The sequence below is a fragment of the Pseudomonas sp. UBT genome (genome assembly GCF_050915955.1).
Taxonomy (GTDB): domain Bacteria; phylum Pseudomonadota; class Gammaproteobacteria; order Pseudomonadales; family Pseudomonadaceae; genus Aquipseudomonas; species Aquipseudomonas antarctica_A.
This window is the reverse complement of sequence record NZ_CP168079.1, coordinates 4,895,365-4,915,029: the sequence shown is the minus strand read 5'-3', so window position 1 is coordinate 4,915,029 and position 19,665 is coordinate 4,895,365. Positions and strand designations below refer to the sequence as shown.

Genomic DNA, 19,665 nt, shown 5'->3' with positions numbered 1-19,665 from the left:
GCTCAGACCCAGTCAGTTCGACGATGAAACAAATTCAAGGTGGACGTTTCGCCCGACCAGCATGCCGGTGAATGCGCTGGCAACGGCGAGTGCTGAAGTGATTAATAGCGGAGCTCTACGGCCCCCCAGTCCAGAATAAGGAAATTATGAAGCCTCTTTACCTGTGTTCAATTCTGCTGCTGGCAGGCTGCGCCCCTGCGCCGAAATACCTTGTGCCTGCGGGGGCGCCTCACGCGCTTATCCGCAGTGAATTGGTGTCGATGGAGAATTATCGAAACGGTGTGTCGCTGGTCGAGGCGGATGCCATCGGCTGCAAATACGGCAAACCCGTGGCGACTGCGTCGGGGGAGGGCAAGCAGCTGGTTTCCGTTCACAAGAATGTATCGACGCCGGAGGGCTTTTTTCCGATTGAAGCCGGCAAGCCTCTGCACTTGGAGTTGCGCGGCGCGGCCAATGCCAATCGCTCGTGCAGCATATCGTTTGTCAGCGAATTTGCACCGGGCGCACGTTACGTGATCAAAGGCGGGATTGTCGACATCCCGGGCTCGCTAAGCCGTTGTTACATTGACATATTCAATGTCGATTCGGGCGCGCGTGTCCCCATGGCCAATGAGCCGAAAATGGAGAGCAATTGTGCGCAGGATCGGCTACCGACGCTCTAGTGGGAAATTTCACCCTGCCTGACGCTCCCATGTGCGTTCGACTTAACCCTTTATGTGCATCATTTTTGACCGGCAAGATGAGTGGAGACATGACCGGCAGCAATCGGCCGAGGCTGTGTAAAAACGTTTTTGAGCGCGCCAAGTGCTCAAAACCGGACTGGAAATCGCGTTTCTAAGCGAAATCCACATCTGCAGACGTGCCGATAAATTTCAGATTTAACGTAGACGCGCACACTTCAATTTTGGCGAAGCGTTTTTACACACTCTGGGCCGGTTGCTGCCGTTCGCGACCGGCAACTCTCGGCCAACATCGACCTTTCACCGCCATAAATGAATGACCCAATACAGTCCTGTTTTTTCATGTCTTTCACCCCGCGACTGTCAGCAGGGCATGTGTATTAGACGCCCTCGGACACTAACCCAGCAAAGCCACAAAAAAGCGCCGATTCGTCATCAAGGGCATTGCGACGAATCGGCGATTTTTCGGGTCGTGCTGTTGAACGCTTAGCCGCCTGTTACAGCGGCCTCGCGCTCCATCAGTCTATCGATCAATAAAACCCCCAATTCACTCAACTGGTGAATCGCCAGCGCCACATCGCGCTGTTTTCCCGTCAAATCCTCCGATAGGTCGAGCAGCAAGGCGGTGACTGAGGAAAAGGTTTCATAGCTGTTGGTGATCAGGGTTTCGCTGCTGGCGTCGACGGCAACGCTGAATAAACCCGGCGGTGATGAAGGCGGGGCGGTTTCTGGATTGAGATAGCGATCAATCGCACGATGCGCAGCCTGATTGAGTTTCAGGTCCGGTTCGTTCGGAGGGTTGGGCGTAACTTTGAACATACTTGGAATTTCCCACTTTAGGGCCGCCACCTCTGAGCTACTAAACAAAGGGGTGGCAGCTGTGCGCAGGTTAGTAGACCGGGGAATTCCAAGAAAGCCGGCGCGCCCGAGGACGCCCTGCACACAGCCACCATCAAGCACGGACTAGACCGTCCGACAGATGATGCTCATGCACTGACTGGAATAACCCCAGGCTACTAAACCCGATCACTGAGTGTTCAGCGACCGAGCAACCTTAGAGACGCCCACTCAAGCGCACAAGCCGGCGGATTCTGACGCAAGCGTAGGCAAGGGAGCAAGGCGCTGTCGCCTCGGACTTTGCTGTTTCAGGGCTTGTTGTAGGACATGTACTCATTCTGCAAAACAATATGATCGGCCACGTACTTCGCATCGTGCCAAACCCCATAGATAAACGACGACGCGCGGTTCACCAGGTTCGGCAGGCCGAGGAAGTAAATCCCGCTCTGTGCCGAGATCCCGCGCTTGTGGAACGGCTCGCCTTTTTCGTCAAACGCATCGACCTTCAACCAGCTGAAATCGAACGTGAAGCCGGTGGCCCAGAGAATGGTGGTCACGCCCGCTACGGCCAGGTCCAGGCTGAGGATCGGGTTAACCAGGCACTCCGGGTCTGGCAGCAGTTCCCAGGCGTCGGGTTCGAGGGGGAACGGTAAACCGTTGGCTTCGATATAGGCGTCGGCGTCGCGCAGTACATCAAAGTAGGCGCGGTCGCCTTCGGCCACGTTGTCGGCCAGGCCCGCTGCAAACGTCATCACGCCGTCGTCCCAGCTGCGGGTCACGCCTACCAGGTTGATGCCTTGGTGTGCCAGGCGGCGGAAGTCGACGGTCTTACCGCCTTCGTAGCCGCTGACGGCAAAGGCCACGTGCTTTTTCTTCGGCTGTATTTTGACTTCGTCCCACAAGCCCAGGGCGCCAAGCCACCAGCAATAGTCACGGCTGCGGTAGGCGCGGGGCGGGCGGTAGTGTTCGCCCACGGAGAGGTACACGGTCTTGCCGGCCTTTTGCAGTTCTTCGGCGATTTGCGAACCGGAGGCGCCGGCGCCTACAACCAGTACCGCGCCTTCGGGCAACTGAGCAGGATTTTTGTAGGAGGATGAATGCAGTTGATGCAACGGCGCAGTGGCGGGAACGATAGTCGGCATCGACGGGCGTTGGAACGGGCCGGTGGCGGCCACGACATTATTGGCCTCGATCACGCCTGCGGAGGTGGTGACTTTGAAGCCGGGGCGGCCCACGTGGCGTTCCACTTGCTGGACTTCCACACCGGTGCGCACAGGGGCCTGCAATTTTTGAACGTAGGCTTCGAAGTAGTCGGCCATGCGCTCTTTGGGCGGGAAGGCTTCGGGGGAGATGCCTTCGAATTTCAGCCCCGGAAAGCGGTCGTGCCAGGCCGGGCCGTTGGCGACCAGCGAATCCCAACGCTCCGAGCGCCAACGTTCGGCGATGCGGTGGCGCTCCAGCACGATGTGCGGCACGCCCATCAGGGACAGGTGTTCGCTCATGGCGACGCCGGCCTGGCCTGCGCCGACTACCAGGGTGTTGATTGTTTCGACGGTCATTGGCGTTTCCTGAGAGTAAGAGGTTGTCTGTAACACCGAAGATCCAGTGTGGGAGCAGGCAAGCCATCTCCCACATTCGAGTGGCTGTGTTTTCGAGCCTGTATTTAAGGTTTGAGCAACGCGGCCACCGCCGTCAGTGCCAGTTCATAACCCAACGCTCCCAACCCGGCGATCACGCCGGTGGCGGCCTTGGACACGTAGGAGTGATGCCTGAAGCTCTCGCGCTTCCAGATGTTGCTCATGTGCGCTTCGATGATCGGGCCGTCGAACGCCAGCAGTGCGTCGAGGATCGGCACGGAGCTGTAGGTGAGCCCGGCGGCGTTGATCACGATGGCGTCGGCGTTCAGTCGGGCCTCTTGAATCCAGTCCACCAGCACGCCTTCGTGGTTGCTTTGGCGAAAGTCCAGGGCCAGGCCGAGCCCGGTGGCGTGGTGCTGGCAGCGGGCTTCGATGCTGGCGAAACTCTCGCTGCCGTAGGTGCCGTTTTTATCCAGCCCGTAGAGGTTGGCGTTGGGCCCATTGAGGAAAAACACGCGGTGGGGCATGGGGCTCTCCCGTTATTTAGCGACGGTCAGCAGGACTTTGCCGACGTTGGCGTTGGCTTCCAGCAGTCGGTGGGCCTCGGCTGCTTGAAGCAGCGGTAGCTGCGCGTGGATCTGCGGGCGCACCGCACCGCAGGCCAGCCAGGGTAAAAAGCGCGAGCGGATGCACACCGCCAACCGGGCTTTTTCGGCGTGGCTTTTGGGGCGCAAGGTGGAGGAGGTGAGGCTGAGGTTTTTGCGCATCAGCACCTGCAAGTCCAACTCGATGTGGGCGCCCTGCAGGAACGCCAGGCTGACGTGTCGCCCACCCATTGCCAGGGCGGCGAGGTTGCGCGCGACGTAAGCGCCGCCGACGTTATCCAGCACCACGTCCACGCCACGCCCTTCGGTGAGGTGGTTCACCACGTCGACGAAGTCTTCGCTGTGACGGTCCACCGCTCGCCACACGCCCAGCGTTTGCAGCATCGCGACTTTCTGCGGGCCGCCCGCGGTGGCGATCACCCGTGCGCCGGCCGCCTGCGCACACTGCACGGCAAAACTGCCGACGCCACTGGCGGCGCCGTGGATCAACAGCGTGTCGCCCGTGCGCAGGCGGCCCAGTTCAAACAGGTTGTGCCACACGGTAAAGGCTGCTTCCGGCACCCCGGCGGCGTGTTGCAGCGATAATCCCGCCGGTACCGGCAGGCAATGCGCCGCGTGGGCCAGGCAATACTCGGCGTAGCCACCGCCGTTAAGCAACGCCATCACGGCGTCGCCGGGTGCGAACTCGTCCACACCGCTGCCCACCGCAACCACGGTGCCCGCCGCTTCCAGGCCGAGCACATCGGTGGCGCCAGGGGGAATCGGCGCGCCGCTGCGTTGCATCAGGTCCGGGCGATTCACGCCAGCGGCCGCCACGCGAATCAGCACCTCGCCTGCCTGGGGCGTCGGCACCGGGCGCTCTACCAGGTGCAACACATCAGGCCCGCCCGGCTCGCGGGCAATCACCGCTTTCATACGGTCCAGTCATCCGGCACGACGGCGATCACATCGATTTCCATCAACCATTCCGGCTGGCCCAGGCCGGAAATCACCAGGCCGGTAGAGATCGGGAACACGCCTTTGAGCCATTTACCCACCTCCTGATACACCGGCTCGCGATAGCGCGGGTCGATCAGGTAGGTGGTGGTTTTCACGATATGCGACAGGTCGGAGCCTGCCTCTTCAAGCAGTTGCTTGACGTTTTTCATCGCCTGTTCGGCTTGGGCGCGTGGGTCGCCGAGGCCGACCAGGTTGCCGTCGAAATCGGTGCCGATCTGGCCGCGCACATAGACGGTGTTGCCGGCGCGCACGGCCTGGCACAGGTCGTTGTCCAGCGCCTGGTTGGGGTAGGTCTGTCGGGTGTTGAACATGCGGATGCGGGTGTGGGTGGGCATGGCGGGTTACTCATCGCAAGCGGGATGAAACAAGCTTCACATCGCCCTCGTTCTCGCGAAACCAGCATTTGCGCGGGGTAGTGCTTAGGAAAAACCGAAGCCTGTGCCCCTCATCGGCACAGCGCAGGGCCGGCGATGACCCGGCACGAACCCTGCAACGCGACCCACACAGTCATTGTTGAGGGGCAGGCGTAATGCTCAGTCGTATTACTCAGCGTCAACTGGAGTATTTTGTGGCGTCGGGAGAGGCAGGCAGCATCAGTGCTGCGGCTGAACGCATTCACGTGTCATCGCCTTCCATCTCGGCGGCCATCACCCATATGGAGGCCGAGCTGGGCATTCAGCTGTTTATTCGGCACCACGCGCAGGGCATTTCCCTCACGGCGGTGGGGCGCCAGGTGATGCAGGAGGCCAAGCTGATTCTGGAGCAGATGACCAACCTCTACACCATTGCCTCGGAGTCGTTGAACACCGTGCGCGGGCCGTTGCGGGTGGGCTGCCTGGAGTCGCTGGCGCCGATGATCACGCCGGAATTGGTGTTCGGGTTTGGCCGCGCGTTTCCAGGTGTGCGGCTGACGCAGGCCGAAGGCAACCATGAGGAACTGCTGGAAAAACTGCGCAGCGGCGAGCTGGATATCGCCCTGACCTACGACCTGGTGACCAGCCCGGATATCGACTTCCAACCCCTGGCGCACCTGCCGCCGTATGTGATGGTCGGCGAGTATCACCCGCTGGCGAACCTGCCTGCGGTGAGCATGCAGGACCTTGAGGCGTACCCGGTGGTGCTGCTCGACACGCCGTGGAGCCGCGACTATTTCCTCAGCCTGTTCATGCAGGCGGGCACCACGCCGAACATCATCATGCGCTCCACCAACCTCGAAACGGTGCGTGCGATGGTGGGCAATGGCATTGGCTATTCCTTCGCCAATGCACGGCCCAAATCGAACATGTCGCAGGATGGCAAGCGCGTGATTCGCCTGCGCCTGGCCGGCGCCCATCGGCCGATGCGGCTGGGCTACGCCACGGCGAGCAACACTCAGCTGTCGCGCGTGGTGTCGGCGTTTGCCGAGCGCTGCCGGATGTTTGTGTCCGACCAGTACATCCCCGGCATGGCCCCGCCGAGCTTTTTTGACCCGCATGCGGTGCGGGTGCTGAGTGGTGTGAGCTGAGCTTGCACCAAAAGGTGGCGGGTTCGGTGTGGCGCATCAAGGCGTGCACTGTTTCGGTCAGGGCGTAAAGCTTCCAGCACCACCTGTTCAGTGTGGGAGCGGGCTTGCCTGCGAGACAGGCACCGCGGTGTGGCAGGTCCACCCAGGTGATGCCATCGCAGGCAAGCCAGCTCCCACATTGGAATTTCAGTGTTTCCTGGCTGCATAGGTTCTGCCTACCCAGTGGGCCGGGTTTTACGAATTGACCCCAAGTGCCTCCCGCCACGACTCTCATCCCATCGATGCAGATCAACTTCTTTTTTGTTCAGGGCACCGCGACGATGACATTCGACTGGAACTACATGTTTGGTTTGCTCGGCGACGCCGAGTTCTGGCGAGCCACATGGACGGTGATCAAACTCAGCACCCTGACCTGGCTCTTGAGCATTGCCCTGGGCTTTCTGCTGGCGCTGGCCAAGCAATCCAAACAGCCGCTGCTCAGCTTGCCGGCCCGTGGCTATATCTGGTTGTTCCGCAGCTTGCCGCTGCTGGTGCTGCTGATCTTTATCTACAACTTGCCCCAGGCGCTGCCGGGCACGTCGGCGGTGCTGGCCGACCCGTTCTGGTCCGGCCTGTTGGCGCTGGTGATTTGCGAAACGGCCTATGTGGCCGAGATCCATCGCGGCGGTTTGCTCTCAATTCCCAAAGGGCAGGGCGAAGCGGCGCGGGCACTGGGCTTGAAGTTCTTCGGCACCCAGTGGCGCGTGGTCATTCCCCAGGCCTTGCGCGTGGCGTTGCCGTCGCTGGCCAACGAATACATCTCGATCGTCAAGCTCACCTCGCTGGTGTCGGTGATCTCGCTGACCGAAATCCTGATGGTCGGCCAGCGCCTGTATTCGCAGAACTTCCTGGTGATCGAAACCATGGCGGCGGTGGCGTTCTTCTATGTGTTGATCGTCACCGTGTTCGATTTTTTGCTCAAGCGCCTGGAGCGCTTTCTCGACGTCAACCAACGCAACGTGTCCCGCGTGCCGGACGCGGCGGTGCTGGCCCTGGCCACGCAACAGCGCACGGCGTTGCAGCGCCCGGCGAGCACCGGTGCATCGGCGCTGCAAGCCACGCGGTTGCACAAGGCTTACAACGATATTGAAGTGCTGGGCTCGGTCAATTTGCAGATTCAGCCGGGTGAAGTGGTGTCGGTGATCGGGCCGTCCGGCTCAGGCAAGACCACGCTGATCCGCCTGCTCAATGGCCTTGAACAGCTGGACAACGGCGAGATCACGATCAACGGCCAGCCGTTCATACATCTCAACAAGGTCGGCGCGCAGAAACCGCAGTACGTCGAGCACGCCGAGCATCGCCTGAACATCGGCATGGTGTTCCAGAGCTTCAACCTGTTCCCGCATTTGAGTGTGCTCGACAACCTGCTGATGGCGCCGAAATACCATCGCCTCGGCCGTACTGACGCGCTCAAGCAACAGGCCTACGCGCTGTTGCACAAGGTGGGCATGCTCGACCACGCCTGGAAGTACCCGCACCAGTTGTCCGGCGGCCAGCAACAGCGCGTGGCCATCGCCCGCGCCTTGATGATGCGCCCGCAAATCATGCTGTTCGACGAGCCCACCTCGGCGCTCGACCCAGAAAAAGTCAACGAAGTGCTGCAGGTCATCGAAGCCCTGGCCGGGGAGGGCATCACCATGGTGATCGTCACTCACGAGATGAACTTCGCCTTCAAGGTCTCCGACCGCATCGTGTTCATGGAGAAGGGCCGTGTGGTGTGCGACGACACCCCGCAGGCTTTGCGCAGCGGCTACAACCCACGCGTGGAGGCGTTCCTCAAGGACGTCTCGCTGGCGTGATCTCTTTTACGTTCAGGACACAACAATATGATCGAGCAAGCTCAAATCGAACAGTTCCAGCGCGACGGATTCCTGGTGGTAGAAGGCGTGCTGTCGCTGGACGAAGTGGCCGCGCTGCAACACGACTTCGACCAGTGGGTGGAAGAGAGCCGCCGCCACGACCAGGGTTGGGGTGCCACGGTGGACGGGCGCGCACGCTTTGACCTGGAGGGCGACCACCGCCCGGATCACCCGTCGTTGCGCCGGGTGAGTTCGCCCACCGAGATTTCCCCGGTGTACGAGCGCGTGGCGTTGCACTCACGGATGGCGGCGATTTCTGCGCAGTTGATCGGCGCTGGTGGCGCGCGTTTTCATCACAGCAAAATCAATTCGAAACTGCCGCACACCGCGACCCAGGTGAAGTGGCACCAGGACTTTCTGTTCACGCCCCACAGCAACGACGACATCGTGACGGCCTTGCTGATGGTCAGTGAAGTGACCCCGCAAAACGGCCCTCTGAATGTGATCCCCGGCAGCCACAAAGGCCCGCTGTGGTCGCACTGGCAGAACCAGCGGTTCACCGGTTCGGTAGAGGAGGCGGTGGTCGAAGAACACTGCCAGCAACCGGTCGCCTGTTACGGCCCGGCCGGCTCCGTGTGCTTCATGCACACGCGCCTGTTACATGCATCGAGCCCTAACGAGACCGAACTGCCGCGCACTCTTTTTATCAGCGTATACGCCGCTGAAGACGCGCTGCCATTCGGTGAAAACCCGTTGCCCAGTGCACACGCCGGCGTGTTGGTGGCCGGTGAAGAAAGTGGCTTGGTGCGCTCCACGGACAACCATCTGCGCTTGCCGCAGAAACCCCGTGGCGCGTCCTTTTTCGTGCAACAGGCCGGCCAAGATTCCGCGACTGCCTAACCCCCTAAAACCCTTGCAGGTAATGACCATGACAGCGTCTAAAAAAAGTGTTCGCCCTCTTGCCGTGTGCCTGCTGGGCGCTGCGGTTGCACTGACCTCGTTGGCGGCTTCGGCGTTCCAGCAGGAAGGCAAGCTCATCGCCGGTTCCGATGTGACGTTTTTTCCCTATGAGTACATGGATAACAACAAGCCCGCAGGCTTTGATATCGAGTTCATGGACGGCCTGGGCAAGGTCATGGGCCGCAAGGTCGAGACCCTCGATACACGCTTTCCCAACCTGATCACCGGCCTGCAGGCCGGGCGGTTCGACCTGACCAACTCGTCGATGTACATCACTGCAGAGCGGGTCAAAGTCATCGATATGATCCCTTACCTGAAAAGCGGCGAGTCGATCCTCACCCTCAAGGACAGCGCCTTCCAGCCCAAGACTCCGGAAGAATTCTGCGGCCACAAGATCGGCTCCATGGGCGCCACTTCCTGGCTGGCGCAGATGAACAAACTGTCGGCTGATTATTGCGTGGCCAAGGGGTTGAAGCCGATTCAGATCAGCGAATACAGCACCGACCCGCAAACCACTCAGGCCTTGCTCGCACACGCCGTGGAAGCGCAGATCACCGACGCCGCCGTGGCCCGTGGTGTGGTCGACAAGCTGGGCAGCCGCGTGGTGATTTCTTCCGACACCCTGATCTACCCGGTGCTTAACGGCTTTGGCGTGAAGAAGGGCAATGACACGGTGAAGAAAGCCCTGCTCGACGGGCTGGAAAAATACCGCGCCACCCCGGAATACGCCGCCTTGCTCAAGAAGTACAACTTTGAGGCCCCGACCGACGCCGACATCGCAGCGCTGATGCCCCAGTAAGCCTATCGCGCGGCCGCATCCCTGCGGTCGCGCCTTGCGGAGACCGATTCATGGCGTTATCCCTTGAAGAACAGACGCGCATCGACCTGGCGGCGACCTTTCGTATCATTGCGCATGTGGGCATGCACGAAGCGGTGGCCAACCACTTCAGCGCCGCCGTGTCGGCCGATGGCAAACAGTTTTTGCTCAACCCGAAGTGGAAGCACTTTTCGCGTATCCGCGCCAGTGACCTGTTGCTGTTGAACGCCGACGACCCCGCCAGCGCCGACCACCCGAATGTGGACGCCACCGCCTGGTCAATCCACGGGCAGATTCACCGCCTGTTGCCACAAACCCGCGCGGTGTTGCACTTGCACCCGGTGTACACCACGGCAGTGGCCTGCCTGGCCACACCGCATGTGCCGCCGATCGACCAGAACACCGCGCGGTACTTCAACCGTGTGGCCGTGGACGAACTGTATGGCGGTATGGCGGACACCGAAGCCGAAGGCGCGCGCCTGGCCGGGTTGCTTGATGGCAAGCGTCGCTTGTTGATGGGGAACCACGGTGTGATGGTGACGGCGGCGTCCATCGGTGAAGCCTTTGACGACATCTGGACCCTGGAGCGCGCCTGCCAGATTCTGGTGACGGCGTGGTCCACCGGCCAGCCGCTGCGGGTGCTGTCGGATGAGGTGGCGGAAAAAACCGCGCGGGGCTGGGAAGGCATCGCGGATTTTTCGCAGCAGCACTTTGAAGAAATGAAGCAAATGATGATCGACGCCGATCCTTCGGTGCTCGACTGAGGGCTTTTTATGACGTTTTCCGTTGTGGCTCGCTGCGCCGAGACGGGCCAGTTGGGTATTGCGATCAGCTCTTCAAGCATTGCCGTTGGCGCGCGTTGCCCGTGGCTGCGCCCCGGTGTGGGCGCGGTGGCGTCGCAGAACATCACCTTGCCGAGCCTGGGCCCGCAGATCCTCGACGTGCTCGGGCAGGGCGTGGCGCCGAGTGAGGCGCTGGCAGAGGTATTAGCCGGTCAGGCGCATAGCCAATATCGCCAGGTGACCGTGATTGATCATCAGGGCCGCACCGCACATTTCAGTGGCGCACAGACCCTCGGCATTCATGCGGCGCAGAGCGGTGAGCAGTGCGTGGCGGCGGGCAATATGCTGGCTGACGCCAGTGTGATCGAAGCCATGGTGCGTGCTTTCGAACGTGCGCCGGGGCAGCTTGCCGAACGCTTGCTGGCCGCGCTGCACGCCGGGCAGTCCAGGGGCGGCGAGGCAGGCCCGGTGCATTCGGCCGCCTTGGTGGTGGTCGATGACCTGCTGTGGCCCATCGTCAATTTGCGGGTGGACTGGGCCGATGAAGACCCGATCGGCGCCCTCGACCAACTCTGGCAGGCCTATCGCGGCCAACTGCAGGATTACATCGACCGCGCCATCAACCCGCAACACGCACCGGGCTATGCGGTGCCGGGAGATGACCGATGAGCAACAGCCGTGAGTTACTCGCGCAACTGGTGCGCTTTGATACCACCAGCCGTGAATCCAACCTGGCCTTGATCGACTTCGTGCGCACCTATTTGCAAGGCCACGGGGTGGCCTGTGAGCTGGTGTTCAACGCGCACAAGAGCAAGGCCAACCTGCTGGCGAGCATTGGCCCGGCCGGGCTGCCCGGCATTGTGTTGTCCGGCCACACGGATGTGGTGCCGGTGGATGGCCAGCGTTGGACGGTCGCGCCGTTCGACCTCACGGAACAGGACGGCAAGTTGTATGGCCGTGGCACCGCCGATATGAAGGGCTACATCGCGTGTGTACTGGCCAGCGTGCCGTCGCTGGTGCGAGCGCCGTTGCGGATGCCGGTGCATATCGCGCTGTCCTATGACGAAGAGGTCGGCTGCCTGGGCGTGCGTTCGTTGATCGAGAGGTTTCACGCGCAACCGGTCAAGCCGCTGCTGTGTGTGATCGGTGAGCCGACCGAACTCAAGCCGGTGCTGGGTCACAAGGGCAAGCTGGCGATGCGCTGCGAAGTGCATGGCGCGGCGTGCCATTCGGCCTATGCGCCTTCCGGTGTCAACGCCATCGAATACGCCGCCCGGTTGATCAGTGAACTGGTGCGGCTCGGTGAAACGCTCAGGGCGCCGCAGCAGCTTGACGGGCGATTTGACCCGCCGTTTTCCACGGTTCAAACCGGCGTGATAAGCGGCGGCAAGGCGCTGAATATCGTCCCGCAAAATTGCACGTTTGATTTTGAAGTGCGCTCGCTGCCGGCCCAGGACCCCTGGCAAGTGGCGGACGCGTTACGCGGCTACGCTGAACACACCTTGTTGCCGGCAATGCAGGCCGTGAGCGAGCAGTGCGCGATCAGCTTCAGCGAACTGTCGAGCTACCCGGGCCTGGCCACTTCGGCCGAAAGCCAGGCGGCTGCCTGGGTTGCCGAGTTCTGTGGTTCGCCGGCTTACGGCACGGTGGCCTTCGGCACTGAAGGCGGGTTGTTTGATCAGGCCGGTATCCCGACGGTGGTGTGCGGGCCGGGCAGTATGGAGCAGGGGCACAAGCCGGATGAGTTCATCAGCCTGGAACAGTTGGCGGCATGTGATCGGATGCTGGCGCGGGTGGTGGAGTTTGTGAGGCGGTGACACCGACACCTGTCCCAAGCCATGCGCGGGCAACCCTGTGGGAGCGGGCGTGCTCGCGAAGGCGTCGTGTCAGTCACCCACTCTATTGACTGGCCCATCGAATTCGCGAGCACGCCCGCTCCCGCCTTTGCCCGGTGTTGTGGCTTCAACCGGACAATGCTCAGCCCTTGGCCACGCCCACTCGCCACTGCGCCGGTGGCAGCAAACCGTTCACCAGGTAATTACCCACAATCCGCGACTTGTACACCCGTGGATTATGGTTCGCCAACGTGCGCGCATTGCGCCATAGCCGGTCCAGCGCCTTGTTGCTCGCCGTTGCACTGGCGCCCAGCGCGTCAAACAGCGCGGTGGTCGCCGCGAGTGTGGCATCCACCACTGGGTTGACTGCCAGGCACACCTCCAATTCCGCCAATGCCACGTGTGGGTCATCGTCATGCAACGGCTGCTCGTGGGCGATCACATACTGCGCGGTCTGCTCCAGGCGCTGCGCCGCTTGCTGGCTGATGGCTTGCGCGGCATACGCCTGGCTGGCGACTTCGCCGATCACTTGCAGCAGTTGCACGTCGTGCGCGGCGGTGTCGGCATTGCCGGTGGTGAAGGTCCGGGCGCGCTGGCTGAGTTCTTGCGCACCACTCAACGCAGCGCGGCGGGCGATGCCGGCGAGGGTGCTGAGGTGGTAGATCTGGAAGAAGGATTGGCCGTAGCCGAAGCGCTGGTGTGTGGGGCGCAGGTCGTCTTCCACCGGCGCATTGTCAAAGACGCATGTACCGCTGGCGGTGAGGCGTTGGCCGAAGCCGTTCCAGTCGTCGATGATCTGAACGCCAGGGGCTTTGAGGTCGACCACCACGCTGTACACCGTGCCGTCTTCGCCCGTGGCGATGGTGTTGATCAGGTCACTGTAGAGCGCGCCGGTGGTGTAGAACTTTTTGCCGCTGATGCGCAACGTGCCCTGTGCATCACGGTGAAGGCGGGTGTCGAAATCACCCCGGGTCTGGTTGCCGACTTCCGTGCTGCCGGGGGAGAGCAGCGCGCCCTGGCCGAGTCGGTGCAGCCATTTGGCGCGCCAGTCGAGGTCTTTGGCGCAGAGTACGTCTTCGCAAAAACCAAAATGCCCGCGCAGGGCCTGGGTGATGTTGGAGTCGGCGGCGGATAACTCGGTGAGCAGCGCGAGCAGTTCAACCAGTGTCGCGTCCTGGCCGCCCTCACTCACGGGTAAGCGCCAACGGGGCAAGCCCAGTTTATTCAGCTGCTGGATAACGTTAGTGAGGCTGGCGCGGGTTTGATCAGCCTCGGCGGCTTGGGCAAGGATCTGCGCAAACAGTGGGCGAAACGGTGCGGCCAGTTGTTCGTAACGGGCGGAGGGCGCGCAGCCCCAGATATTCAAAGCGGGAGTCGACATGCAATGGACCTTGCAGAAAGGGATTCAGGCGCGGGGTCCAGTGGTCTGGTGGCGTCACCCTAACTCAGGGAGGGCAAAGTTTTTAATACGGAAAAAACCTATCGAGCTGCGCCGCAGTTCTATCGATAGTGCTCAACAGTATTAATCACTGCGCCTTTATTGCGTTAGCTTCTAGGGGCGCCACACTTGGCGACCGATCAAACCCTCCCTCATCACCAGACTGCATGCCCACAGATGGTTGAGTCAGCCATTAACCGTGTGGATGCCTTTCATGATCAATCGTCAAACAATGCTCGCCCTGCTGGGCCTGGCTTCGCTAACGCTGCACGGCCCTTCGGCGTGGGCGGCAGAGCCCCAGACCCTGACGGTGGGCGACCAGTTTTTCTCCAATCGCATCGTCCTGGAACTGTCGGGCGAGCTCAAAGACTTGCCGTACAAAATCGACTTCAAGCGCTTTAACACCGGTTCGCCGGTGGCCTCGGCGGTTGCCAGTGGTGCGCTCGACGTGGGCATTGTCGGCGACACGCCGGTGATCAGCCTTGCCGCCAATGGGGCGCCGGTGAAAGTGGTGGCCAGCACCCAGACCAGTCTTGACGGTGTAGGCATCGTCGCGCGTAAAGGCATCCATTCGGTGGCCGACCTGAAAGGCAAAACCGTCGCGATCTGGAACGGCTCGTGGAGCCAGCAACTGGCCTATAAAGCACTGGATGAAGCCGGCGTACCGCGCAACAGCGTGACCTTCAAATTCCTGTTGCCGGCCGAAGCCAGCCTGGCACTGACCCAAGGCGACATTGATGCCTTCGGCACCTGGGAACCCTATGTGTCGTTGCAAGAGAAAGAAGGCAGCACGCTGATCCGCAATGCCAAGGGCTTGATGAGCGCGCCGACCTACATCGTTGCGTATGAACCGGCGCTGGCGCAAAAAAGCGCGATCATCAAAGACTTTGTCGCGCGCCTGACGCGTGCTCGGGTCTGGAGCAACACGCACGTTGATGAGTATGCCGAGGCGTGGTCGAAGGCCAACCAGTCCTCGCCGGACATTGCCAAGGTGTGGTTCAAGCGTGACGCGATCAAGGTGCTGCCGATCTCGCCGACGATTGTCAGCGAGGCCCAGGCCACGGCGGATTTCCTGGTGGATGCGCAGATGCTCAAACAGCGGTATGACGTGACGCCGTTGTTTGATCGGGCCCTTTAAACGCGAGGGAAACAAGCGCTAATAGTATTGACCGCCTGATGGCACGGGGGCTGGGCTAGGGTTTTTTATTCCGGTTAGCGCCGGGATAAAAAATCACTGGCATCAGCAAGGAGTAGCCAGTAGGCTACAGGTGAAACGTGACTAATTTGATCGGCAGGACGCCGGAGTTTGATACATGGCTCGACGGTATGAGGGATGTCTGGGGAAAAACTGCAATTCTGACCCGGCTGGATCGAGCCGAGGAAAACAATTTTGGCGATTGCGAACCTGTAGGCGATGGATTGAGTGAAATGCGTGTCTTCGTCGGGCCCGGCTACAGGGTGTACTTTGTGCGCACGGGAATCACCGCTTACCTGATGCTGTGGGGAAGCGATAAAACCGATCAGAAGCGAGGAATCAAGCGGGCAAAAGAGATACTCGATGCCCTGAGAGGTCAATGAAATGAGCAAATCGACATTCAAACCCGAGGACATGCCGATCCTCGATCTCGACACATCAGGCACTCATGTCTATGAGGCTTCGCGCTTCCTGGACAGCCCCGAAATCATCAGTGCTTACCTTGCGCAAAGCCTTAAGTCCCAAGACCCGCAGATACTCATGAAGGCGCTCGCCGAAGTGGCCAAGGCCCAAGGCGTTAACAAGGTTGCCGAGGCGGCAGGGGTTAATCGGGAGAGTCTGTATAAAACCCTCAAGGGCGGCTCAAAAACGCGCTTTGAAACCATCAAGAAGCTGATGCTGGCGTTGGGCGTGGAGCTCACTGTGCAACCTGTTGCAACGAGCGCACTTAAAAAATTGCCACGGCAAAACGGGCAATAGCCAGCAAAAGGCAAGGGTCACCGTATCTTTCTGCCTGCCGTCATGTTCTTGTCACGCGCTCATGCGATTTTCCCTCACCCCCGAAAAAACAAAGCAACTGACTGCGCTTGAGCCGCACTTCAAGGAGATTCAATCATGAGGGTAGTGACCTCCGGCTCGGCCTATCTGGACATCGATGCGTACGCCTGCTGCATTGCGTACGCCGAACTGCTTAATCACCAGGGCATTGAGGCGCGTGCCGTGAGCAGCGCACTGTTGAATTTCAGTATTTGCAGGAGCGTGCTCGACTGGAACGCTTCGCTGGACGATTACCTGCCCATGGCCGGCGATGAGTTCGTGTTGGTGGACGTCTCCGACTACCATCACTTCGACCCGAGCGTGGTGCTCGATCAGGTGCGGGAAGTCATCGACCATCATCCCGGCTTTGAAATCCATTGGTCGCAAAAGCTTGGCGCGGGTGCCGATATCCGCCCAATCGGCGCAGCGGCGACGCTGGTCTTCCAGCGTTGGGAAAAATCCGGCCTGATGCCGCAGATCAGCCGACACAGCGCGGCATTGTTGGCCACGGCGATTCTGGACAATACCCTGAATTTCACCGGGAAAATGACCACAGCCCTGGATATCTGGGCATACGAGGTGCTCGCGAAGCGGGCGGGCTTGTCTGCAGACTGGCCGGTGCGCTATTTCAGCGAATGTCAGGCCGCGATCGAGGCCGACCTGCTGAACGCTCTGGCGGCCGATATGAAACAGATGAGTGCCACACGCAACTTGCCGCGGCTTATCGCGCAAATGACGGTGTGGGATGCGCAGGCGTTGGTCCAGCGGCATCGCGCAGCCATTGAACAATGGCTGGCGGCGCAAGGTGAGGACTGGCTGTTGAACGCCATCAGCATTCGCGAGCGCAAAAGCTATTGGCTGGCAGGGCCGTTGCTCAGCCAGCAAAAGCTGAGTCTGCTGCTGTCGCTCAACTGGCAAGGTGCCCAGGCGGTGCTGGGGCGCGCCATGCAGCGCAAGGAGCTGGTGAAGCTGGCCTTGGCTGCCATGAACGAAGGGCTCAACGTACCAGGCAAGGCTGTTTGTTGTTGAAGACCCAGCCTGGAATCAAAAACTGCATCGCCACGCTGTCATTCCGTGCCCCAAGGCCCATGCCTTTGTACAGCTCATGGGCCTTGGCCACCGCGTCCATGTCGATCTCCACGCCCAGGCCCGGCTTGGCCGGCACCTTCACGTAGCCGCCTTCGATTTTCAGTGGCTCCCTGGTCAGGCGCTGGCCGTCCTGCCAGATCCAGTGAGTGTCGATGGCAGTGATGTCGCCCGGCGCCGCCGCCGCCACCTGGGTGAACATCGCCAGGGAAATATCGAAGTGGTTGTTGGAGTGCGAACCCCAGGTCAGGCCCCAGTCATTGCACATCTGCGCCACGCGCACCGAGCCTTGCATCGTCCAGAAGTGCGGGTCGGCGAGCGGGATATCCACCGATTGCAGCTGGATGGCGTGGCCCATTTCGCGCCAGTCGGTGGCGATCATGTTGGTCGCGGTTTTCAAACCCGTGGCACGGCGAAATTCAGCCATGACTTCGCGGCCCGAGTAGCCATTTTCCGCGCCGCACGGGTCTTCGGCGTAGGCCAGCACGTGGTGTTGATCGCGGCACAGGCGGATGGCTTCTTTCAATGACCACGCGCCGTTCGGGTCGAGGGTGATGCGTGCATCCGGGAAGCGTTCGGCCAGTGCCGTCACGGCTTCGATTTCTTCATCGCCGCTCAATACGCCGCCCTTGAGCTTGAAGTCGTTGAAGCCGTATTTGTCTTTGGCGGCTTCGGCCAGGCGCACTACCGCTTCGGCGGTCATGGCTTTTTCGTGACGCAAGCGAAACCACGCGTCATCCGCGTCGGCCTCGTTGCGGTAGGCCAGGTCGGTGGCGGTGCGATCACCCACGTAGAACAGGTAGCCAAGCATTTTTACCGCGTCGCGCTGCTGGCCTTCGCCGAGCAGGGCGGCCACCGGCACTTCGAGGAATTGACCCAGCAGGTCGAGCAAGGCGGCTTCCATGGCGGTGACGGCATGAATGGTGATGCGCAGGTCAAAGGTTTGCAGGCCACGGCCGGCGGCATCCCTTGAGGCAAAGGTGGTACGCATCTGGTTCAGGATGCGCTGGTACTGGCCGATGGGTTGGCCGATCACCAGGCTGCGCGCGTCTTCCAGCGTTTCGCGAATGCGCTCGCCACCGGGCACTTCACCGACACCGGTATTGCCGGAACTGTCTTTGAGAATCACGATATTGCGCGTAAAAAACGGTCCGTGTGCGCCGCTCAGGTTCAGCAGCATGCTGTCGTGGCCTGCCACCGGGATGACGTGGAAGTGGGTGACGACGGGTGATTTGGACGTGGTCATGGCAAATTCCTGAATAAGCTTAAAGAGGTTTGCTGAGCGGGGCGCCCGTGGGCACGCCGCTATGTGGCGTCAACACCGCAGAGGGCGACGTCTTGGCAAAGAACACCAGGATTGCGGCGAGCACCGAGGTGCCGGCCAGGCCGTAAAGGCCGCCCTGAATCGAACCCGTGGTCTGTTCCAGAAAGCCGAAAGTGGTGGGTGCTACGAAGCCGCCCAGGTTGCCGATGGAGTTGATCAGCGCAATCACGGCGGCGGCGATGCGCACATCCAGGTAGCCCTGGGGGATCGGCCAGAACAGCGACGAAGCGGATTTGAAACCGATGGCCGCAAAGCAAATCGCGATAAAGGCAAAGATCGGCCCGCCGGTGGTGGACATGAACATGCCGACTGCGGCAATCAACAACGCGGCGGCCACCCAGGCTTGCTGGAACTTGAACTTGCCCGACAGCGCAGCGAAGGCGTACATGGCGATGATCGAGATCAGCCAGGGGATCGAGTTGAAGAGGCCGACCTGCACGTCACTCAGGTCGCCCATCTTCTTGATGATGCTCGGCAGCCAGAAGGTGGCGGCGTAAATCGTCAGTTGGATGCAGAAATACAAGGCGCAGAACAGCAGGATCTGGCGGTCCTTGAGCAGCTTGCCGAGGGTCGGTTTGACGCTGGTCAGCGCTTCACGCTCGCGCTGTTCCTGGTCGATGGCGCCCACCAGCGTGTCTTGCTCTTCGCGGGTCAGCCATTTGGCGTCGTGGGGTTTGGAGTCCAGCCAGAACCACACGAAGAACCCCAGTGCGACGGAGGCCAGGCCTTCAAGGGCGAACATCCACTGCCAGCCGTGAAAGCCGAACCCTTCGATTTGCAATAAGGCGCCCGACAATGGGCCGGAGATCAGCGACGCAACCGCCGAGCCGCTGAGGAAGATCGCAATGGCTTTGCCGCGCTCCACACCGGGCAACCAGCGGGTGAAGTAGTAGATCACCCCAGGGAAAAAGCCGGCCTCGGCCACGCCCAGCAGAAAGCGCAGGACATAGAACTGGGTTTCGTTCTGGATGAACGCCATCAGCGTGGCGACGATGCCCCAGGTGAACATGATGCGGGTTAGCCAGATTCGCGCGCCGACCTTTTGCAGCAGCATGTTGGAGGGCACTTCAAACAGCGCGTAGCCGATGAAAAACAGCCCGGCGCCCAGGCCGTAGGCGGCCGCGCCAATACCCAGGTCATGCTCCATGTGCGTACGCACGAAGCCGATATTGACCCGGTCGATGTAGTTGAGGATGAACATGATCACGAACAGCGGGAGCACATGGCCCTTCACTTTACTCACGGCGCGCGCGAGGACCGAATCACGTTCTGAAGCGACAGATGCATGGCTTGAATTGTTCACAATTCAAAACTCCCCCTGATTTATTTTTATGCGGGTTTGCGTGTTTTGTTGATAGACATCATACAAGTT

20 protein-coding genes are annotated in these 19,665 nt (G+C 60.8%); 12 read left to right on the top strand and 8 right to left on the bottom strand.

All coding sequences use genetic code 11. The annotated features are described in order from the left end of the window. Positions 1 to 146 precede the first annotated feature (146 nt). Positions 147 to 662 (top strand): hypothetical protein, encoded by a 516-nt coding sequence (locus ACDZ94_RS22720; protein WP_221295279.1) that lies wholly within the window; start codon positions 147 to 149, stop codon positions 660 to 662. A gap of 504 nt (positions 663 to 1,166) precedes the next feature. Here ACDZ94_RS22720 and ACDZ94_RS22715 read toward each other — a convergent pair. The 5 genes from ACDZ94_RS22715 to ACDZ94_RS22695 form a co-directional block, all read right to left on the bottom strand. Further along, positions 1,167 to 1,499 carry a DUF6124 family protein gene (locus ACDZ94_RS22715; protein ID WP_221296118.1) on the bottom strand — a complete coding sequence of 111 codons (333 nt, stop codon included), beginning with the start codon at positions 1,497 to 1,499 and terminating at the stop codon, positions 1,167 to 1,169. Between the two features lie 326 nt (positions 1,500 to 1,825). Beyond that, positions 1,826 to 3,076, bottom strand: a complete 1,251-nt coding sequence (locus ACDZ94_RS22710) for a flavin-containing monooxygenase (protein ID WP_432750862.1) — start codon at positions 3,074 to 3,076, stop codon at positions 1,826 to 1,828. A gap of 104 nt (positions 3,077 to 3,180) precedes the next feature. After that, on the bottom strand, positions 3,181 to 3,621 hold the full coding sequence (locus ACDZ94_RS22705) for a type II 3-dehydroquinate dehydratase (protein ID WP_221295278.1): 441 nt from the start codon (positions 3,619 to 3,621) through the stop codon (positions 3,181 to 3,183). Between the two features lie 12 nt (positions 3,622 to 3,633). Further along, positions 3,634 to 4,614, bottom strand: coding sequence for an NAD(P)H-quinone oxidoreductase (locus tag ACDZ94_RS22700; RefSeq protein WP_221295277.1), 981 nt, complete (start codon positions 4,612 to 4,614; stop codon positions 3,634 to 3,636). Further along, entirely contained in the window at positions 4,611 to 5,033 is a 423-nt protein-coding gene (locus ACDZ94_RS22695; protein ID WP_064453305.1) for a RidA family protein, read from the bottom strand. Before ACDZ94_RS22695 ends, ACDZ94_RS22700 begins: the two co-directional genes overlap by 4 nt. A gap of 194 nt (positions 5,034 to 5,227) precedes the next feature. On the opposite strand from ACDZ94_RS22695, the gene ACDZ94_RS22690 reads away from it, so the two are divergent. The 7 genes from ACDZ94_RS22690 to argE all read left to right on the top strand — a co-directional run bounded on the left by ACDZ94_RS22690 (position 5,228) and on the right by argE (position 12,416). Then, positions 5,228 to 6,202, top strand: coding sequence for a LysR family transcriptional regulator (locus tag ACDZ94_RS22690; protein ID WP_064453304.1), 975 nt, complete (start codon positions 5,228 to 5,230; stop codon positions 6,200 to 6,202). 320 nt (positions 6,203 to 6,522) lie between these two features. Beyond that, positions 6,523 to 8,040 carry an amino acid ABC transporter permease/ATP-binding protein gene (locus ACDZ94_RS22685; protein WP_432750861.1) on the top strand — a complete coding sequence of 506 codons (1,518 nt, stop codon included), beginning with the start codon at positions 6,523 to 6,525 and terminating at the stop codon, positions 8,038 to 8,040. A gap of 27 nt (positions 8,041 to 8,067) precedes the next feature. Further along, complete coding sequence (locus tag ACDZ94_RS22680; protein ID WP_221295276.1) at positions 8,068 to 8,940, top strand: phytanoyl-CoA dioxygenase family protein; 873 nt, start codon at positions 8,068 to 8,070, stop codon at positions 8,938 to 8,940. A 28-nt stretch (positions 8,941 to 8,968) separates the two neighbouring features. Then, positions 8,969 to 9,799 carry an ABC transporter substrate-binding protein gene (locus ACDZ94_RS22675; protein WP_064453302.1) on the top strand — a complete coding sequence of 277 codons (831 nt, stop codon included), beginning with the start codon at positions 8,969 to 8,971 and terminating at the stop codon, positions 9,797 to 9,799. Positions 9,800 to 9,849: 50 nt separating this feature from the next. Further along, the gene (locus ACDZ94_RS22670) at positions 9,850 to 10,581 is read left to right on the top strand and encodes a class II aldolase and adducin N-terminal domain-containing protein (protein ID WP_064453301.1); all 732 of its coding nucleotides are present in this window, start codon (positions 9,850 to 9,852) and stop codon (positions 10,579 to 10,581) included. A 9-nt stretch (positions 10,582 to 10,590) separates the two neighbouring features. Further along, positions 10,591 to 11,268, top strand: coding sequence for a DUF1028 domain-containing protein (locus ACDZ94_RS22665; protein ID WP_221295275.1), 678 nt, complete (start codon positions 10,591 to 10,593; stop codon positions 11,266 to 11,268). Beyond that, a complete protein-coding gene (gene argE, locus ACDZ94_RS22660; RefSeq protein WP_262665633.1) occupies positions 11,265 to 12,416 on the top strand; it encodes an acetylornithine deacetylase in 1,152 nt (383 codons plus the stop codon). The genes ACDZ94_RS22665 and argE overlap by 4 nt, the downstream gene beginning before the upstream one ends. 160 nt (positions 12,417 to 12,576) lie before the next feature. Here argE and ACDZ94_RS22655 read toward each other — a convergent pair whose 3' ends face one another. Next, the gene (locus tag ACDZ94_RS22655; protein WP_064453298.1) at positions 12,577 to 13,815 is read right to left on the bottom strand and encodes an acyl-CoA dehydrogenase family protein; all 1,239 of its coding nucleotides are present in this window, start codon (positions 13,813 to 13,815) and stop codon (positions 12,577 to 12,579) included. Positions 13,816 to 14,086: 271 nt separating this feature from the next. On the opposite strand from ACDZ94_RS22655, the gene ACDZ94_RS22650 reads away from it, so the two are divergent. The 4 genes from ACDZ94_RS22650 (at position 14,087) to ACDZ94_RS22635 (ending at position 16,912) form a co-directional block, all read left to right on the top strand. Next, on the top strand, positions 14,087 to 15,010 hold the full coding sequence (locus ACDZ94_RS22650) for an ABC transporter substrate-binding protein (protein ID WP_064453297.1): 924 nt from the start codon (positions 14,087 to 14,089) through the stop codon (positions 15,008 to 15,010). A gap of 137 nt (positions 15,011 to 15,147) precedes the next feature. Next, positions 15,148 to 15,450, top strand: a complete 303-nt coding sequence (locus ACDZ94_RS22645) for a type II toxin-antitoxin system RelE/ParE family toxin (RefSeq protein WP_221295274.1) — start codon at positions 15,148 to 15,150, stop codon at positions 15,448 to 15,450. 31 nt (positions 15,451 to 15,481) lie between these two features. Then, positions 15,482 to 15,826, top strand: coding sequence for an addiction module antidote protein (locus ACDZ94_RS22640; RefSeq protein WP_432750860.1), 345 nt, complete (start codon positions 15,482 to 15,484; stop codon positions 15,824 to 15,826). Between the two features lie 135 nt (positions 15,827 to 15,961). Further along, positions 15,962 to 16,912: a DHH family phosphoesterase gene (locus ACDZ94_RS22635; protein ID WP_432750859.1), complete on the top strand. Its 951-nt coding sequence runs from the start codon at positions 15,962 to 15,964 to the stop codon at positions 16,910 to 16,912. Here ACDZ94_RS22635 and gudD read toward each other — a convergent pair. Further along, positions 16,881 to 18,215 carry a glucarate dehydratase gene (gudD, locus tag ACDZ94_RS22630; RefSeq protein ID WP_221295272.1) on the bottom strand — a complete coding sequence of 445 codons (1,335 nt, stop codon included), beginning with the start codon at positions 18,213 to 18,215 and terminating at the stop codon, positions 16,881 to 16,883. The two genes, ACDZ94_RS22635 and gudD, sit on opposite strands and share 32 nt — an antisense overlap. A gap of 19 nt (positions 18,216 to 18,234) precedes the next feature. Beyond that, positions 18,235 to 19,596 carry an MFS transporter gene (locus ACDZ94_RS22625; protein WP_221295271.1) on the bottom strand — a complete coding sequence of 454 codons (1,362 nt, stop codon included), beginning with the start codon at positions 19,594 to 19,596 and terminating at the stop codon, positions 18,235 to 18,237. Between the last annotated feature and the right edge of the window lie 69 nt (positions 19,597 to 19,665).

Coding starts and splice junctions, on each gene's coding strand:
- ACDZ94_RS22705 (WP_221295278.1), bottom strand. CDS start 3,621: ATGCCCCACCGCGTGTTTTTCCTCAATGGGCCCAACGCCAACCTCTAC.
- ACDZ94_RS22670 (WP_064453301.1), top strand. CDS start 9,850: ATGGCGTTATCCCTTGAAGAACAGACGCGCATCGACCTGGCGGCGACC.
- gudD (WP_221295272.1), bottom strand. CDS start 18,215: ATGACCACGTCCAAATCACCCGTCGTCACCCACTTCCACGTCATCCCG.
- ACDZ94_RS22655 (WP_064453298.1), bottom strand. CDS start 13,815: ATGTCGACTCCCGCTTTGAATATCTGGGGCTGCGCGCCCTCCGCCCGT.
- ACDZ94_RS22690 (WP_064453304.1), top strand. CDS start 5,228: ATGCTCAGTCGTATTACTCAGCGTCAACTGGAGTATTTTGTGGCGTCG.
- ACDZ94_RS22700 (WP_221295277.1), bottom strand. CDS start 4,614: ATGAAAGCGGTGATTGCCCGCGAGCCGGGCGGGCCTGATGTGTTGCAC.
- ACDZ94_RS22715 (WP_221296118.1), bottom strand. CDS start 1,499: ATGTTCAAAGTTACGCCCAACCCTCCGAACGAACCGGACCTGAAACTC.
- ACDZ94_RS22650 (WP_064453297.1), top strand. CDS start 14,087: ATGATCAATCGTCAAACAATGCTCGCCCTGCTGGGCCTGGCTTCGCTA.
- ACDZ94_RS22665 (WP_221295275.1), top strand. CDS start 10,591: ATGACGTTTTCCGTTGTGGCTCGCTGCGCCGAGACGGGCCAGTTGGGT.
- ACDZ94_RS22720 (WP_221295279.1), top strand. CDS start 147: ATGAAGCCTCTTTACCTGTGTTCAATTCTGCTGCTGGCAGGCTGCGCC.
- ACDZ94_RS22675 (WP_064453302.1), top strand. CDS start 8,969: ATGACAGCGTCTAAAAAAAGTGTTCGCCCTCTTGCCGTGTGCCTGCTG.
- ACDZ94_RS22640 (WP_432750860.1), top strand. CDS start 15,482: ATGCCGATCCTCGATCTCGACACATCAGGCACTCATGTCTATGAGGCT.
- ACDZ94_RS22695 (WP_064453305.1), bottom strand. CDS start 5,033: ATGCCCACCCACACCCGCATCCGCATGTTCAACACCCGACAGACCTAC.
- ACDZ94_RS22680 (WP_221295276.1), top strand. CDS start 8,068: ATGATCGAGCAAGCTCAAATCGAACAGTTCCAGCGCGACGGATTCCTG.
- ACDZ94_RS22710 (WP_432750862.1), bottom strand. CDS start 3,076: ATGACCGTCGAAACAATCAACACCCTGGTAGTCGGCGCAGGCCAGGCC.
- ACDZ94_RS22685 (WP_432750861.1), top strand. CDS start 6,523: ATGACATTCGACTGGAACTACATGTTTGGTTTGCTCGGCGACGCCGAG.
- ACDZ94_RS22635 (WP_432750859.1), top strand. CDS start 15,962: ATGAGGGTAGTGACCTCCGGCTCGGCCTATCTGGACATCGATGCGTAC.
- argE (WP_262665633.1), top strand. CDS start 11,265: ATGAGCAACAGCCGTGAGTTACTCGCGCAACTGGTGCGCTTTGATACC.